Raw genomic sequence first — 16,116 nt, forward strand, 5'->3', positions numbered from 1 at the left:
ATCCGCGACTCTTCAGCTGACACGAGGCCAATATGAGCTTTGACCGCACCATCAAGATCGCGCCGTCCATTCTGTCCGCCGACTTTGCCAATTTCGGGCAGGAAATTCAGGCCATCGAAGCGCAGGGCGCGGATTGGGTCCATGTTGACGTAATGGACGGCCATTTCGTCCCGAACCTGACCTTTGGCCCGCCAGCCGTCAAAGCCTTCCGCCCGCATGTAAAGACGGTCATGGACGTGCACCTGATGATCACGCCGGTCGATCCATACATTCAGGCCTACGCTGATGCAGGCGCTGACATTCTGACCGCGCATGTCGAGGCGGGGGCCCACACCCACCGCACGCTGCAAGCAATCCGCGCCGCAGGCATGAAGGCAGGCGTCGCCTTGAACCCGGGCACCCCGGCTGAGGCGGTCGAACACCTGCTGGACCTCACCGATCTGGTCTGCGTCATGACCGTGAACCCCGGCTTTGGCGGCCAGAAGTTCATCGACATGACCAGCAAGATCCGCAAATTGCGCCAGATGATCGGTGACCGCCCGGTGCATATCGAGATCGACGGCGGTGTTGATCCCCAGACAGCACCCCTTGTTGCCGCAGTGGGGGCTGATGTGCTGGTCGCAGGGTCGGCTGTCTTCAAGGGCGGTTCGGTGGATCAACCCGAGGTATACGGTCAGAACATCCGGGCCGTTCGGGCAGCGGCGGAAACCTCTCTGGGCTAAAACTGGCGTCCGTTTATTAGCACGCTGGAATTCACTTATTTTAAAGCTCAGCCGGTTTCGACTAACGCAGAAACGGGCTGAGCTTTTTCAACCGCGCTTGCGGCAATGCCAAACGCTGAGCCAAATCAACATCCCCATCCAAAAGCGCGCGGCAAATCTCTCCCTCCAACTCATCTGCGATACGTAGCAACAAAAGGGCAGCTTCAGTGGCAGTTTCGGGTTGGCCGATAGCAGTTTTCGGGTGCAAATTATTTGTCGACATCTGTGGCATTATCTTCAGTCCCGGTTAGCCTCGCGATTGAGCTTACCCGTTCACGAACAACGGCACCGTTGACTTATCGTTGTTATATCGTTGAATTTTAACACAACGATGGAGGCCTGCATGAGGCAATGGGAATTAAATCCAGACGATGGCACACTTTCATCGGACCAGGGTAATTCCTCAGTGTCACCCAAAGCATCCGAAGTTCTGGCCTTTATGATTTCTCAGACAGGCGTCGTTCTGTCCAAGGAAGAAATTCTAGCGGCGGTCTGGCAGGATTTGAACGTGAACCCGGATCTGGTACGGGAATACATCTTTGAAATCCGAAAAGCGCTCGGCGATAGCGCCAAAAATCCGCTCTATCTAGAGACCGTGGGGCGACGTGGCTTCCGCCTATTGGGCGCGATATCCATAAAACCGGATGAAGAGCCAAGCTCAGGCAACGGAGTTCCAAATGGTCAACCGTCCTCTTTGCCGCCAGTAAAGTTCTGTCGTTCCTATGACGGAACATCCATAGCTCATACCGTTTCTGGTGAAGGTTATCCTTTGCTGATCTCAGGAAGCTGGATGACACATCTAGAGCAAGACTGGCAAAGCCCAGCTTTTGGCGACTATATTCGACACCTTTCACAACATTTCTCTGTCATCCGTTATGATCAGCGCGGAAATGGGATGTCTCAATGGAAAGATGTCGACATCAGCTTTGACCGCATGGTCGATGACATGGAAGTTGTCGTCGACGCCTACGGCTTTAAAAACGTGGCAGTTTTGGGATTGTCACAGGGTGCGTCCGTTTCGGTGGCATATGCTCTTCGACATTCCGAACGCATTTCCCACCTTATCCTCAGCGGGGGGTATCCGCGGGGACGCAGACAACGTGGAAATGAAGTTGAATTTGAAGAAAGCGAAGCCCTCGTAAAACTGATCCGTACCAGTTGGGGTAACGATAACCCGGCAATCCGCCAAATTTTGACAACGATGTTCATGCCGGATGCCACCAAAGAAGAAACACAATGGTTCAACGAATTTCAGAAGCTTTGCGGGCCAGCTGAAAATATTGCCCAATTTCGCGCGATGTTTGACGATATTAACGTAATCGATATGTTGCCGGATGTCACAGTACCGACTCTGGTGCTCCACAGTGATATGGACGCTGTGGCACCACTTTCTGAGGGGAAGCTGCTGGCCTCAGAAATCCCAAACGCGTCATGTGTCCAACTAAGCAGTCCGAACCATTTACTTTTTGAGACCGAACCGGACTTTTCCAGAATGATGAAAAGTATAAACGATTTTATCCGAACCTGAGAAAACCCTACGATCTATTGCATTCATCACACTCTTAGGGACAACAAGCGCATAGCGACAGAAAAAGGGCGCCCCGAAGGGCGCCCTTTCCGTCTAAACATTCGCTTGAGCGAATTATTCAGTAATCTTCGACACGACGCCGGCGCCGACGGTGCGGCCGCCTTCGCGGATGGCGAAGCGCAGGCCCTGCTCCATCGCGATCGGTGCGATCAGTTCAACGCCGAACGACACGTTGTCGCCGGGCATGACCATCTCGGTGCCTTCCGCCAGGGTCACGGTGCCGGTCACGTCAGTCGTACGGAAGTAGAACTGCGGACGGTAGTTCGCGAAGAACGGGGTGTGACGGCCGCCTTCTTCCTTGGTCAGGATATAGGCTTCGGCTTCGAACTTGGTGTGCGGTGTAACCGAACCCGGCTTACACAGAACCTGACCACGCTCAACGCCTTCACGGTCCACACCACGCAGCAGGGCGCCGATGTTGTCGCCTGCTTCACCGCGGTCCAGCAGCTTGCGGAACATTTCAACGCCGGTGCAGGTGGTTTTGCTGGTGTCGCGGATGCCGACGATTTCAATCTCGTCGCCAACGTTGATCACGCCACGCTCGATACGGCCGGTCACAACGGTACCACGGCCCGAGATCGAGAACACGTCTTCGATCGGCATCAGGAACGGCTGGTCAACAGCACGCTCGGGCGTGTCGATATATTCGTCAACAGCCGCCATCAGCTCGCGGATCTTGTTCTCGCCGATTTCAGGGTCACGGCCTTCCATCGCGGCCAGAGCCGAACCTGCGATGATCGGAATATCGTCGCCGGGGTATTCATACGAAGACAGCAGCTCGCGGATTTCCATTTCCACCAGTTCCAGCAGCTCTTCGTCGTCAACCTGGTCAACCTTGTTCATGAACACGACCATCTTCGGGATGCCAACCTGGCGGCCCAGCAGGATGTGCTCGCGGGTCTGCGGCATCGGGCCGTCCGCGGCGTTCACAACCAGGATCGCGCCGTCCATCTGAGCAGCACCGGTGATCATGTTCTTGACGTAGTCGGCGTGGCCGGGGCAGTCGACATGCGCATAGTGGCGCGCGTCGGTCTCGTATTCCACATGCGCAGTCGAGATGGTGATGCCGCGGGCTTTCTCTTCCGGCGCGCCGTCAATCTGGTCATACGCCTTGAAGTCACCAAAATACTTGGTGATCGCTGCGGTCAGCGTCGTCTTACCATGGTCAACATGCCCAATCGTGCCGATGTTGACGTGCGGTTTTGTACGCTCAAACTTTTCCTTTGCCATTCCTCAGGCGCCCTTTTGCGATTTGGGGGACCCTTGGTCCCGGGTTACTATCTGCGCGCGCGAGATATTTGGTTCAAAGGGGAAAATCAAGCACATCCTGAGGGAAATGCGGTTATCCCGCCGGATTTTGCGTAACCTCGGTGGAATCGAGGGGCTGGATCAGGTCTGGCCGTTTTTCGAACCAGCCATTCTCTTCATGTTCTTCAGCCAGCCACTCTTCGACCCGGTCGGCTACTTTCAGTGACAGACCGGCCATCTGTTCGTTTTTGGTACGCTCGTGCCCCGACCCTTTCAGCGCACTGCCTCCGGTCGTGTCTTCCAGCACCTGGAACTGCTTTCCCTTTGCCAGAAACTTTTCTTTCTTCACGTCATAAACGTTGACCAGCACAATCGCAGTGCTTTTGGGATTGTAGATGATCGGGATTCCCGGGGGCGCCAGCATGTAGCCTTCCAGGCTGATTCCGATGTCATATTCCTGCGTACCTTCATAACGGCCCAGACGAATATCGACTGCATTCTGGATGGCCTTCGTCCATTCGTCGGGTGTTGCATCGCGGGATACTGGCCCTTGCACGGCCTTGTCAGCGAACGCGTAGTTGACCCGCAGCTTGAATTCACCCAGCGATTCAGGCGGCTCATAAACCTGCGTCTGCGTGCAAGCGGCCATCAGGGCCAATCCGGTGATTAGGGTCAGAATGCGCAACATGTCTCTCTGTCTCGATAGGCCTGTTTTTATTGGGTGTAGCGCACCGATGCGGGTTGTGCCAAGCCGTATCGGTGGATTTCTACCGCAACCGGGGTCGGATCACGAAAACTTATAGTCCCGCGGGAAGCCGTAAGGCGCTTTTTTCCCTACGCTGGCGCGCTTGGACAGCCATTGGGACATATCTGCCTCATGCCGGGTCTTGTCGCCTCCCATGGACCATTTCAGGCCCTCCTCCCAGTTGAAGGTGGTGATGTCAGACAGACCGCCGTCCAGCTCAAGCGTCCCCTGCCGCCCGCGTGCCATATTGTATTTTTGCAGGCGCACGCCCTTGCCGCGAGTCATTTCGGGCAATTCTTCTGTCGGGAAGACAAGGAACTTGCCGTTCTGGGACACGATTGCAACGTGGTCGCCCTCGACCGGTTTGCAGATCACTGCTGTTTCGTCGTCCTTGACGTTCAGCACCTGCTTGCCGTTTCGCGTCTGGGCCAGCACGTCATCTTCGGGCACCATGAACCCGTTGCCCGCATCCGAGGCCACCAGCAGCTTGCGCCCCGGTTTGTGGATCAGGATATCGATGATCCGTGCCTCGTTCGGCAAATCGACCATGAGGCGCAGGGGTTCGCCCATGCCCCGCCCGCCGGGCAGGTTGGCCGCGCTGACTGTATAGAACCGCCCGTTCGAAGCGAAGACCAGCAACCGATCGGTCGTTTCCGCATGGAAGATAAAGCGCGGCCCATCGCCATCCTTGAACTTCAATTCACGGGTCAGGTCGATATGACCGGTCATGGCGCGAATCCAACCCATCTGAGAGCAGACGACCGTGATCGGTTCGCGGTCGATCATCGCCTCAAGCGGCACTTCTTCGACCTCACCCGCTTCGGCGAACCGCGTGCGGCGCGCGCCGCCTTCGTAATCTTTGCCGAAGGTCTTTTTTGTCTCTTTCAACTGCTCGGAAATCTTGGCCCATTGCAGGCCTTCGTCGGCCAACAAGTCTTCGAGGTTGGCACGTTCCAGCATCAACTCATCGCGTTCGCGAACCAGCTCCATCTCTTCCAGACGGCGCAGGCTGCGCAGGCGCATGTTGAGGATCGCGTCAACCTGAACCTCGGACAACTCGCCCTCGCCCGGTTTGGGTGAGACATAGTCGGCCTCGCTGGTGGCGCGGATGTGGGCGATCCCCCAATCCTCGCGCATCAGCGCGGCTTTGGGGTCTTCGTCGTAGCGGATGATGTCTATCACACGGTCGAGGTTCAGGAAGGCAACGATAAAGCCCTCCAACACTTCCAGCCGGTGGTCGATCTTGGCCATGCGGTGGCGCGAGCGGCGCAGCAGCACCTCTTGTCGGTGATCTAGAAACGCGCGCAGCACTTCCTTCATCGAGCAGACCTTGGGCGTCACCCCGTCGATCAGCACGTTCATGTTCAGGCTGAACCGCACCTCAAGGTCCGAGTTGCGATAAAGCATGCCCATCAGCACCTCAGGGTCCACATTCTTGGAGCGCGGCTCGAGGATCAGACGGATGTCATCGGCGGATTCGTCGCGCACATCGGCAAGGATCGGGATTTTCTTGGTCTGGATCAGCTCGGCGATCTTCTCGATCAGCTTGGACTTTTGAACCTGATAAGGAATCTCGGTGACGATGATCTGCCACTGTCCGCGCCCCAAATCCTCGACCTCGTACTTGCAGCGCAAACGGAACGAACCGCGCCCGGTGCGATAGGCTTGCGCGATATTCTCGGGCGGCTCGACAATCACGCCACCGGTCGGGAAGTCAGGGCCGGGCACGTAGTTCAGCAACGTGTCGTCGCGCGCCTCCGGTGTCTTGATCAGATGCAGACAGGCATCGCAGAGTTCCGAGATGTTGTGCGGCGGGATATTCGTCGCCATCCCCACCGCGATACCACTTGCGCCATTGGCCAGCAGGTTCGGGAACTGTGCAGGCAGCACGACCGGTTCGGTCAGGGTGCCGTCGTAATTGTCGCGGAAATCAACGGCGTCTTCGTTCAACCCTTCCAGCAGCGCCTCGGCCACGATGGTCATCCGCGCCTCGGTGTATCGCGAGGCCGCCGGGTTATCGCCGTCGATATTGCCGAAATTGCCCTGCCCGTCGACCAGCGGATAGCGGACGTTGAAATCCTGCGCCAGGCGCGCCATCGCATCGTAAATTGCAGCATCGCCATGCGGGTGATAGTTGCCCATCACGTCGCCGGAAATCTTGGCAGACTTCCGGAAACCTCCGGTTGCACTGAGTCGCAACTCTCTCATCGCATAGAGGATTCGGCGGTGAACCGGCTTCAACCCGTCCCGCGCATCGGGCAGCGCCCGGTGCATGATGGTGGACAGCGCATAGGTCAGATACCGCTCACCAATCGCGCGGCGCAGCGGTTCCGCCACCTCGCCCCCACCTGCAGGGGCCTCCATGTTGGGGTCATCGATCGTATCGTTCATATATGATGTGATACGACGCAAGTGCGCCCTGGTAAAGCGAGCAACACATAAATTGCTGGGGAAAAGTCGTGCTTTTTGCAACAGGGGGAGACACCATGTTGTTTTCCCCCATTTTTCGACTCGTCCCCCGAAATATGCTAAGCTTTCATCAATTGAGATACTGCCATTTGTTGATGTTACGATTGCCTTGGGGGATGCGCCATGACGCGCCTGATACTTGTTACCTTTGCCGCGCTCGGTTGGACCTTTTATGTGATGAGCGGCGGCCCCGATTTTGAACCGCGCGGCGTACGCCCTGCCAAACCGGAACGCGTGGTTGTCGTGGCCGAACCGGTTGCACCGGTCGTTGAACCTGCACCTGTTGAAGATTTGGTCACCCGGACCGCCGTCAAACCCGCTCTGGCGGATCCACCTGTTGCCGAGGCCGTAGCCCAGTTGGGTGAGAACGAAACAAAGGCCCTCCTCTCGCAGGTCGCGGCTGGCCTGAAAGCCAATCCCTCGCTGTTTAAAGACGAAAGCGTGACCCTGACCCTGGCATCATTGGAGCAGGGCGTAAGCGCGCTGGAGCAGGTGGTCACCGACGCTGAGTTGCCCGTCGTCGAACTGCCCACGCCTGCCGAGGCCCAGACCGACATCCGCGAAATTTCGGGCACCCGGGTTAATCTGCGCGATGGCCCCGGCACGATCTATCCCATCATCGGCAAGGCCGCGCTTGGCCAACGGGTCGAGGTCCTGAGTGACTCCGGCACCGGCTGGCTGCGCCTGCGGGTGTTGCCCGCGCAACAGGTTGGGTGGATTTCAGCATCACTTGTCCGGAAAACATCAAACTGACGCCCGGACGTCATTGCCCTGCCGCAAACCCCACCCTAGCTTTTGGCGGGGTTCAACTTCGGAAGGCACATGCAGAAATCGATTCTTATTACGGGATGCTCGTCGGGCATTGGGCTGGACGCAGCACACGGAATGCGTGCACGAGGCTGGCGTGTGTTTGCATCCTGCCGACAGCAGCGCGACTGTGATCGCCTGCGCGCGCAAGGGTTTGAAAGCCCAAGAATCGACTATACTGACCAAGACACCATTTCCTCGGGATTGTCACACGTACTTGAAGCAACGGGCGGTACGCTGGACGCGCTGTTCAACAACGGCGCGCATGGACTGCCCGGTGCGGTTGAAGACGTCCCGACAGACGCTCTGCGCCATATCTTTGAAACAAATGTCTTTGGATGGCACGAGCTGACCCGACAGGTTATTCCCGTCATGCGCGAGCAGGGCCACGGCCGGATCGTGCAATGTTCCTCGGTACTGGGCCTTGTCGCCTTCCCCTGGCGCGGCGCATATGTCGCCACCAAATACGCCATCGAAGGACTGACCGACACCTTGCGGCTGGAGCTGCGGGATACCGGCATTCAGGTCGTTTTGATCGAGCCCGGCCCGATCACCTCGAAGCTCAGGGAAAAGGCAATCCCGGTGTTCGAAAAGTACATCGACTGGGAGAACTCGGCCCTGCGGGAAAAATACGAAGGTTCGCTGCTGAAGCGGTTATACGAAAACAGTGCACCGGACCGGTTCGAACTGCCCGCCTCCGCCGTCACCGACAAGCTGGCCCATGCGGTCGAGGCGCGCCGCCCCAAACCACGCTACTATGTGACCACCCCGACATATATCGCAGGGGTTCTGCGCCGGATTCTGCCAACAAAAGCCACGGACCGCATCCTTTCGGATATCTGAGACGTTATTTCCCGTTCGCTTTTCGGTGCCTTGACGCTAGATGGGTGATAATCGAAAAAACCGGACGGTGACTTTAAATGGACCCTTTAATGGTCATTCTGCTTCTGGCCATGGCGGCGGTTGTCGTTGTGTTAGCCCTGGGCATCGCGAATTTCGGCAAAGGCGGCATGGAAGCAGCTAAGAAAAGCAACAAGATGATGCGCCTGCGCATCCTCTTTCAGTTCATCGCCGTAGTTTTAATCGTGCTTTACGTCTATCTACGCGGGCAAGGAGTGCAGTAATGGTTGTGCTGAACAAAATCTACACACGCACCGGCGACGATGGCAAAACCGCACTGGGAAATGGCGAGCGTGTGGCAAAGTATTCGGGACGCGTTGCCGCCTACGGAACAGTGGACGAGTTGAATTCTTTTGTTGGCGTGGCCCGCACCGAGGCTGAAGGCGAAGTCGATGCCGCCCTGTCGCGGATTCAGAACGACCTGTTTGATCTTGGCGCAGATTTCTGCCGCCCTGAAATGGAGAAGGATGCCGAAGCGGACTATCCACCGCTGCGAATCGTATCCGCTCAGATCGACCGGCTGGAAGCCGAAATTGACATCATGAACGAAACATTGGAACCGCTGCGCAGCTTTATCCTGCCGGGGGGGTCGCGGCTGGCCGCGCATTTGCACGTGTGCCGCACCGTATCGCGTCGCGCCGAGCGATTGGCAGTCGAGTTGACAAATATGGAACCGGTTAACGACGTGGCCGTCAAATACCTCAACCGGCTAAGTGACTGGTTTTTCGTCGCGGCCCGTTGCGCAAACAATGATGGCAAGGACGACGTGCTGTGGGTTCCTGGCGCGAACCGCTGAATATTTCCCAGAAAATAGGCACAATGCGGGCAACAATCTTGCGTGCCTCAAGGTAAAAAACTGCAAAACGCGACGTCCCGACGCGACGACGTGACGATTTTGCTCTGTTTTGCGGGTGCAGCAGACGTTATCAAGTCCGACGAGAGCATTGGTGGAGTCGCCTTCGCGGCTTGCCGTTTTTTTGAGGAGAAAGCGCTACAATGAAGGTACTGGTACCTGTCAAACGCGTGATTGACTACAATGTGAAGGTCCGCGTGAAAGCGGACGGTAGCGGTGTTGATCTCGCCAATGTCAAAATGTCGATGAACCCGTTCGACGAGATTGCGGTTGAAGAGGCCATTCGCCTGAAAGAGGCTGGCAAGGCAGACGAAGTTGTTGCCGTTTCGATTGGTGTGAAGCAGGCGCAGGAGACGCTGCGGACCGCGCTGGCCATGGGGGCTGATCGCGCGATTCTGGTTGTTGCGACGGATGATGTGCACACCGATATCGAGCCGCTGGCGGTTGCCAAGATCCTGGCCAAAGTGGTCGAGGAAGAGCAGCCCGGTATCGTTCTGGCGGGCAAGCAGGCGATCGACAACGACATGAACGCCACCGGCCAGATGCTGTCGGCCCTGTTGGGCTGGTCGCAGGGCACCTTTGCCTCGGAACTGGATATCGAAGGCGACAGCGCCAAGATCACCCGCGAGGTGGATGGCGGGTTGCAGACCATCAGCGTCAAGATGCCGACCATCGTGACCGTTGACCTGCGCCTGAACGAGCCGCGTTATGCGTCGCTGCCCAACATCATGAAGGCGAAGAAAAAGCCGCTGGACGAGAAAACCGCCGCCGATTACGGCGTCGACGTCACGCCGCGCCTAGAAATCGTCAAGACCGAAGAACCGCCGGCACGGGCCGCAGGTATCATCGTTGGCTCGGTGGATGAGCTGGTTTCGAAACTCAAAGAAGTGGGGGCTGTGTAATGGCTGTACTTCTGCTTGCCGAAGTCAACAATGGCGAACTGGCGCTGGACGCCACCGCCAAGGCCGTCAACGCCGCTAAGGTGCTGGGTGAAGTGACCGTTCTGGCCGCAGGCGGCTCGGCCGCCGCTGCCGGCGAGGCTGCCGCCAAGATCGACGGCGTGTCCAAGGTGCTGGTGGCCGAAGACGCGTCGCTGGGTCATCGCCTGGCGGAATCGACCGCCGCGCTGATCGTGGGTCTGGCCGATGGGTACGAGCATATCGTGGCCCCCGCGACCACCGACGCCAAGAACGTGATGCCGCGCGTCGCAGCCCTGCTGGACGTGATGGTGATCTCGGATGCCTCGGGCGTGGTTGACGGCTCGACGTTTGAGCGCCCGATCTATGCGGGCAATGCGATCCAGACCGTGAAGTCGAACGACGCCAAGAAGGTCGTCACCATCCGCACCGCGTCCTTCGATGCGGCGGGGACCGGCGGCTCGGCTGCGGTCGAGACCATCTCGGTCGGCGACAATCCCGGCCTGTCGTCGTGGGTCGAAGACAAGGTGGCTGCAAGCGACCGTCCGGAACTGACCTCGGCAGGCGTTGTTGTCTCGGGCGGCCGTGGTGTCGGCTCGCAAGACGACTTCAAGCTGATCGAAGCTCTGGCTGACAAGCTGGGTGCAGCGGTTGGCGCATCGCGCGCCGCTGTGGACTCGGGCTATGCCCCGAACGACTGGCAGGTGGGTCAGACCGGCAAGGTTGTTGCGCCTGATCTGTATGTCGCGGTCGGAATCTCGGGCGCAATCCAGCACCTTGCGGGCATGAAGGATTCAAAGGTCATCGTTGCGATCAACAAGGACGAAGAAGCACCGATCTTCCAGGTCGCCGACTTCGGACTGGTCGCCGACCTGTTCCAGGCGGTCCCGGAACTGACCGAAAAACTCGGCTGAACACAGCCCGGGATCTTAGCCCCACAATCACCAAAGGTCCGCCACCAAGCGGGCCTTTTTCAATTCAATCCCCTCAAAGCCGCCTCAAGCTTCAAGGCAATCTCTCTATGCGCAGAGGGGCCGAGCATATGCTCGGCCACAGGCTGTTGCAGCGTCCCGAACAACACGTCCTCGATCTCGTCTGACAAGGAGGACACACTGACCGAGCATTCCACGACATCGGCACATAGCGGTCGAACCTGTTCGATCATGTCAGCGTCGGGCAGGACAAGGTCGCGATGCCGGTCTTCCTGTCGCTGTATATGCAGCCAGAGAAGAACAACCCCCGGCTTGATCCGGCGTATCAGCTCGGATGTGTTGCGCAACCAAGTCTCTCGCAACTCCTGTGCTACAACCTCAAAGCGCGCATCCTTAATGGCCCGCAACCGTTCCAGCAAATGCCTGACAAAGTGGATATCCGTGAAATCGACCTCGGGATAAAGGTCCAGCAGGTCGCACGAGGGTTCAAGAAACCGATCATTCCGACGCGAATGCACGCGATAAAACCTATTCGACTGGTAAGGCACGTCCAGCACTTGCAGCACACAAAGGTCCGATCCGTTGACAAGATTTAAGACCCCCGGATCAGCAAGCAATGCCTCAGCCCCGCAAAAAAGACTGCCAAAATTGATACAAGGCTGCGGCAATCTTTTTGCAAGCAATGCCGGGTACGGATATTCCACGAACCGGCCAAACGTCTCTTCTCCACCCAGACAGGCCACGTAAGGCGTCTCAAGATTTCCGGGCGGCGCCCGAAACCAAAGGTTTGATCCGGCATATTGGCACGCGGCCTCTGTGCTGTCGCTGACCCGATGAAAGCTCATACCAACCCCCCCACATTTTCACCCAATTGCCAATTTGCGGCCTTAGGTATTGAGAATCTCCTAATGCGCGCATTTGAAGCAAAATTGACCGGTTCGATCCCCTTGCCGCCTGCCCCGGTCTGCCGATACTGTCCCGGTATCCTCCAGGGCAAAGGCAGCTGAACATGGAAGTTAAATCGGTCGGGGTGATTGGCGCGGGTCAGATGGGCAACGGCATTGCCCATGTTCTGGCTTTGGCGGAATACGATGTCTTGCTGAATGATGTCAGTCAGGATGCGTTGAACAGCGCAATGGCCACGATCGAAGGCAACATGGCGCGTCAGGCATCACGTGGCAAGATCACTGACGATGCGATGCAGGCGGCCCTGAAGCGTATTACAACCACCCTTGAATTGCCGCAGCTGGGACAGACCGATCTGGTGATCGAAGCCGCGACCGAGCGGGAAACGGTCAAACAAGCCATTTTCGAAGATCTGCAACCTCATCTTCTGCCGCATACGATCCTGACGTCGAATACGTCGTCCATTTCCATCACGCGTCTGGCCAGCCGTACCGACCGGCCCGAACGTTTCATGGGTTTTCACTTCATGAACCCGGTTCCGATCATGCAATTGGTGGAACTGATCCGCGGTATCGCAACGGATGAGGAAACCTTCAAAGCCTGCAAGGCGGTCGTGGACCGGCTGGGCAAAACGGCTGCCAGCGCCGAAGATTTCCCGGCTTTCATCGTTAACCGCATCCTGATGCCGATGATCAACGAGGCCGTTTATACGCTGTATGAAGGTGTCGGAAGCGTCCAGTCCATCGACCAATCGATGAAGCTGGGTGCGAATCACCCTATGGGGCCTTTGGAATTGGCGGATTTCATCGGGCTGGACACCTGTCTCGCCATCATGAACGTCTTGCATGATGGTCTGGCCGATACCAAGTATCGCCCCTGCCCGCTTTTGACGAAATACGTCGAGGCCGGATGGCTGGGGCGCAAGACGCAGCGCGGTTTCTATGATTATCGCGGCGAGGTGCCGGTTCCGACACGTTAACAAAACCGCCCTTGCCAAGCACGGTGTCGGTCAGATGAAGACACGGATCAGGATTGGCCTGACTTGCCCAGCGACATTGTATGGTTTCTGAGCCATGTCATGAAACCACGCGGGTCACGCTCCAACTGTTCCATGTCCTGATCCGAGATCGGATCGCCGATGACTGGCGATTGCGGTTTTTTGCACGAGCGGACGATTTCATGCAGCAGCAAGCCTTGCCGCAGGATCGGCGACAGTTTGTTGGCGATCTGGTACCATCGAGAGTTGCTGCCGGGAAAGAAAATAGGCACCACGCGCGCACCTGAACGGCGGATCATTTTTGCGGTGAACACATTCCACTCGCGCTCGACCGCGGGGCCGAACCAGTCATCCGAGGACATGACGACACCGGACGGGAACAGCGCCACGACGCCGCCGTCTTTCAGATGGTCCATCGCCTTGCCACGCATTTCCAGCATCTTGGCCTGCGCCTCGGGGTCATGCGGAAATGGAACCGGGATCATGAAAGACGTCGCGGCCTCATCAAGACCCGTCAGGACCGAGCGGGTCAGAATGCGATAATCACTGCGAACCCGCCCGATCAACTCGGCCAGAATCATACCATCCACCATTCCGTGGGGGTGGTTGGCAACGACAACCACAGGGCCGGTTTTTGGAATACGGGCGATCTGCTCTAGCGGCGTGGTCAGGTCGATCCCCATCACCTCAAGCGCGCCACCCCAGAACCGCTGCCCACGATAAAATTCGTTCTTTTTCTCGAATTTGTTGACCATCCGCAGAATGGTCAGCTTGCCCGTGCACCATTCGATGGCGCGAATGGCCGTTGAAGTCCAGGCGTCATCGAACGAGTTTGCATAGGTCAGAGTTCTACGGTCGTAGATCTCGCCCTGATCTGCGGTCCCATCCACCACCGGGCTTGTCTTGGTCTCGTGCGTCGTTTCCGCCAATTCCTGGTCTTCCCGTTCTTCCTGTCCCGGCAAGGGCAGCTTAGAACCCCTCTCCGAACTTGTCGTTCACAAGCGCTTCCAGAGCTTCTGCCAATGCTTCAGCATCCGGCCCGGAGGTCTCGACGTCAATAGTTGTTCCGCGAGAGGCTGCCAACATCAAAAGGCCCATAATACTGTCACCTGACGCAGAAATTCCGTCCTTCGACACCTCGGCATGCGCGTCGAAACCTTCCACAACCTCGACCAGTTTTGCCGAGGCGCGGGCATGCAGACCTTTTTCATTGATAATTTTCAGGCTTCGGGTGGTCATATTCATCAATCCGGTTTTAGTCCAAAGTCACATTTTGCGCATTGATGTATTTCCGTCCAGCTTCCATTGCCTGGCGGACAGCATCACCAACGGGTAAGTGGCGGCTTTTGGCCAATTTAATGAGCATTGGCAGGTTTGCCCCATACAATATCCGCCGATCCTGAGGCGCACAGGCCCGCAGGCTGAGATTTGAAGGGCTGCCACCGAACAGGTCGGTTACAACGACAACACCGTCGCCCATATCCACTTCGTCAGCCGCACGACAGATTTCCGCCTGTTTTTCATCCCTATCGTGGTCGGGTTCGATCGCAATGGCTACAAGGCCGGGCTGCGGTCCGACCACATGCTGTGTGGCGGCCAGGTATTCCTGGGCCAAACCGCCATGCGCAACGATCACTATTCCGATCAATCCGACCTCACACTCAACGACCGACGTTCCATCTCGCGATGTCTAATTGCCACCTGCTGCCCGTCCTCTGCAAGGGCCTTTGCAACAGCTTCTGCCATTGCGACGGATCTGTGTTGCCCACCCGTGCATCCAAAAGCCACCGACAGATGTGCTTTTCCTTCGGCCCGAAAGGCCGGCAGCAACAAAGTAAGCAAATCCATAACACGTTCAAGAAAGGGTGCGTAATTCATATCCGATTGAACAAAGCGCGCAACGTCCGAGTGCCGCCCGTCCGCCGCCCGCAACTCGGGGCGCCAATAGGGGTTTGCCAGAAACCGGCAATCAAAGACCATGTCCAGCCCGCGCGGAAGGCCCCGCTTGTACGAAAACGACTCGATTGAAACTGCCAGATGTCGCCCCCCTTGGGGCGCAAACCAGTTTTCAACTTCTTCCCGCAGCTGATGCACGTTCAGATGGCTTGTATCGATCAGGGTATCTGCAATCTCGCGTATGGGGGCCAGCAGCTCTTTTTCACGCTGAACGCCGGTCTCAGGGCTGGCATTCTTGGCAACGGGGTGCCGCCTGCGAGTTTCCGAAAACCGGCGCACCAACACGTCGTCGCTGCAATCCAGATACAGAACGGTCAAATCCACCCGCGCCATGCGACCCAGGCTTTCGGCCAGTTCGATAAACCCGATTGTCGAGAAATCGCGATTGCGGGCGTCAATGCCCAGCGCCATTGGGCGGTCGCTGTCCGCACTGTCCAGCAGGCGCAGCAACAGGCCCATCGGCAAGTTGTCGATAGCCTCAAAGCCCAGGTCTTCCAGGACATGAATGGCTGTGGATCTTCCGGCCCCTGATGGGCCTGTAACCAACACGATCCGCCGTTGCTCTGTCATTTGTTCGGCCATTCCGGGTGTACACGCCCATATTTCAGAAGCTGCATCAACGCTGCGGCCAAGTTGGGCACGCCTGCCCCGCGAAGCAAGGGAACAGTTTGCCCCAGCAGCACGATTGTCGCCTCGGCAGGCAACCTCTGCGGCTCGTTTTGATCCAGGTCCATAACATAGTCCAAAGGGACCGGTCCGAATGCATCCGCTTTGATCAAACCAATGTGACGGGCCTCGATCAAACCCTGTATCTGCGGCACGGCGGCGGCAATGACCTGATGGCCCCGCCTTGACAGTTCGACCCGATCATCCGCAACCAGCCCTGCCCCATAGGTCATCATCTGCAATGCCAATGCCGATTTTCCCGCGCCCGAGGCACCGACAATCAACAGCCCGCGCCCGGCCACTGTTATACATGAGGCATGAACACAAGCGCTGTCCCGGTCTTTGGCGTCTGACAGAGAACTTGCTTGCAT

19 protein-coding genes are annotated in these 16,116 nt (G+C 57.5%); 9 read left to right on the forward strand and 10 right to left on the reverse strand.

Annotation, left to right across the window (positions count from 1 at the left end):
* Nucleotides 1-32 precede the first annotated feature (32 nt).
* Entirely contained in the window at nt 33-722 is a 690-nt protein-coding gene (gene rpe, locus ACR0BF_RS01440) for a ribulose-phosphate 3-epimerase (protein WP_480554578.1), read from the forward strand.
* Between the two features lie 61 nt (nt 723-783).
* Here the strand turns inward: rpe and ACR0BF_RS01445 are convergent, their stop codons facing one another.
* Nucleotides 784-984 carry a hypothetical protein gene (locus ACR0BF_RS01445; protein WP_480518643.1) on the reverse strand — a complete coding sequence of 67 codons (201 nt, stop codon included), beginning with the start codon at nt 982-984 and terminating at the stop codon, nt 784-786.
* Between the two features lie 120 nt (nt 985-1,104).
* Between ACR0BF_RS01445 and ACR0BF_RS01450 the strand changes: the two genes are divergently transcribed.
* Complete coding sequence (locus ACR0BF_RS01450) at nt 1,105-2,289, forward strand: alpha/beta hydrolase (protein ID WP_480624129.1); 1,185 nt, start codon at nt 1,105-1,107, stop codon at nt 2,287-2,289.
* Between the two features lie 114 nt (nt 2,290-2,403).
* Here the strand turns inward: ACR0BF_RS01450 and tuf are convergent, their stop codons facing one another.
* From tuf to ACR0BF_RS01465, 3 genes are all read right to left on the reverse strand, one after another.
* The gene (gene tuf, locus ACR0BF_RS01455) at nt 2,404-3,579 is read right to left on the reverse strand and encodes an elongation factor Tu (RefSeq protein WP_480624130.1); all 1,176 of its coding nucleotides are present in this window, start codon (nt 3,577-3,579) and stop codon (nt 2,404-2,406) included.
* 112 nt (nt 3,580-3,691) lie between these two features.
* A complete protein-coding gene (locus ACR0BF_RS01460) occupies nt 3,692-4,285 on the reverse strand; it encodes a hypothetical protein (protein WP_480473846.1) in 594 nt (197 codons plus the stop codon).
* 99 nt (nt 4,286-4,384) lie between these two features.
* Nucleotides 4,385-6,733 (reverse strand): DNA topoisomerase IV subunit A, encoded by a 2,349-nt coding sequence (locus tag ACR0BF_RS01465; RefSeq protein ID WP_480473847.1) that lies wholly within the window; start codon nt 6,731-6,733, stop codon nt 4,385-4,387.
* Between the two features lie 201 nt (nt 6,734-6,934).
* Between ACR0BF_RS01465 and ACR0BF_RS01470 the strand changes: the two genes are divergently transcribed.
* From ACR0BF_RS01470 to ACR0BF_RS01495, 6 genes are all read left to right on the forward strand, one after another.
* Nucleotides 6,935-7,564 carry an SH3 domain-containing protein gene (locus ACR0BF_RS01470; RefSeq protein ID WP_480624131.1) on the forward strand — a complete coding sequence of 210 codons (630 nt, stop codon included), beginning with the start codon at nt 6,935-6,937 and terminating at the stop codon, nt 7,562-7,564.
* A gap of 69 nt (nt 7,565-7,633) precedes the next feature.
* Entirely contained in the window at nt 7,634-8,461 is an 828-nt protein-coding gene (locus ACR0BF_RS01475; protein WP_480624132.1) for an SDR family NAD(P)-dependent oxidoreductase, read from the forward strand.
* A 77-nt stretch (nt 8,462-8,538) separates the two neighbouring features.
* A complete protein-coding gene (locus ACR0BF_RS01480; RefSeq protein WP_480519502.1) occupies nt 8,539-8,742 on the forward strand; it encodes a twin transmembrane helix small protein in 204 nt (67 codons plus the stop codon).
* Nucleotides 8,742-9,314, forward strand: a complete 573-nt coding sequence (locus ACR0BF_RS01485; RefSeq protein WP_267364209.1) for a cob(I)yrinic acid a,c-diamide adenosyltransferase — start codon at nt 8,742-8,744, stop codon at nt 9,312-9,314. Before ACR0BF_RS01480 ends, ACR0BF_RS01485 begins: the two co-directional genes overlap by 1 nt.
* Before the next feature lie 200 nt (nt 9,315-9,514).
* Nucleotides 9,515-10,273 carry an electron transfer flavoprotein subunit beta/FixA family protein gene (locus tag ACR0BF_RS01490; RefSeq protein WP_209506332.1) on the forward strand — a complete coding sequence of 253 codons (759 nt, stop codon included), beginning with the start codon at nt 9,515-9,517 and terminating at the stop codon, nt 10,271-10,273.
* Nucleotides 10,273-11,202, forward strand: coding sequence for an electron transfer flavoprotein subunit alpha/FixB family protein (locus ACR0BF_RS01495; RefSeq protein WP_480624133.1), 930 nt, complete (start codon nt 10,273-10,275; stop codon nt 11,200-11,202). The genes ACR0BF_RS01490 and ACR0BF_RS01495 overlap by 1 nt, the downstream gene beginning before the upstream one ends.
* A gap of 59 nt (nt 11,203-11,261) precedes the next feature.
* Here ACR0BF_RS01495 and ACR0BF_RS01500 read toward each other — a convergent pair whose 3' ends face one another.
* Entirely contained in the window at nt 11,262-12,065 is an 804-nt protein-coding gene (locus ACR0BF_RS01500; protein ID WP_480624134.1) for a DUF6473 family protein, read from the reverse strand.
* Between the two features lie 164 nt (nt 12,066-12,229).
* Between ACR0BF_RS01500 and ACR0BF_RS01505 the strand changes: the two genes are divergently transcribed.
* Nucleotides 12,230-13,105 (forward strand): 3-hydroxybutyryl-CoA dehydrogenase, encoded by an 876-nt coding sequence (locus ACR0BF_RS01505; protein WP_209506328.1) that lies wholly within the window; start codon nt 12,230-12,232, stop codon nt 13,103-13,105.
* 47 nt (nt 13,106-13,152) lie between these two features.
* Here the strand turns inward: ACR0BF_RS01505 and ACR0BF_RS01510 are convergent, their stop codons facing one another.
* The 5 genes from ACR0BF_RS01510 to ACR0BF_RS01530 are packed head-to-tail and all read right to left on the reverse strand — an operon-like array spanning nt 13,153 to nt 16,116.
* Entirely contained in the window at nt 13,153-14,052 is a 900-nt protein-coding gene (locus ACR0BF_RS01510; protein WP_480473853.1) for a lysophospholipid acyltransferase family protein, read from the reverse strand.
* Nucleotides 14,053-14,092: 40 nt separating this feature from the next.
* Nucleotides 14,093-14,362, reverse strand: a complete 270-nt coding sequence (locus ACR0BF_RS01515) for an HPr family phosphocarrier protein (protein ID WP_209506323.1) — start codon at nt 14,360-14,362, stop codon at nt 14,093-14,095.
* A 16-nt stretch (nt 14,363-14,378) separates the two neighbouring features.
* Nucleotides 14,379-14,771 carry a PTS sugar transporter subunit IIA gene (locus ACR0BF_RS01520; protein WP_209506320.1) on the reverse strand — a complete coding sequence of 131 codons (393 nt, stop codon included), beginning with the start codon at nt 14,769-14,771 and terminating at the stop codon, nt 14,379-14,381.
* Nucleotides 14,768-15,649: an RNase adapter RapZ gene (gene rapZ, locus ACR0BF_RS01525; RefSeq protein ID WP_480473854.1), complete on the reverse strand. Its 882-nt coding sequence runs from the start codon at nt 15,647-15,649 to the stop codon at nt 14,768-14,770. Before rapZ ends, ACR0BF_RS01520 begins: the two co-directional genes overlap by 4 nt.
* Entirely contained in the window at nt 15,646-16,116 is a 471-nt protein-coding gene (locus tag ACR0BF_RS01530; RefSeq protein WP_480607892.1) for an HPr kinase/phosphorylase, read from the reverse strand. The genes rapZ and ACR0BF_RS01530 overlap by 4 nt, the downstream gene beginning before the upstream one ends.

This window comes from Ruegeria sp. AG7 (assembly GCF_056541545.1).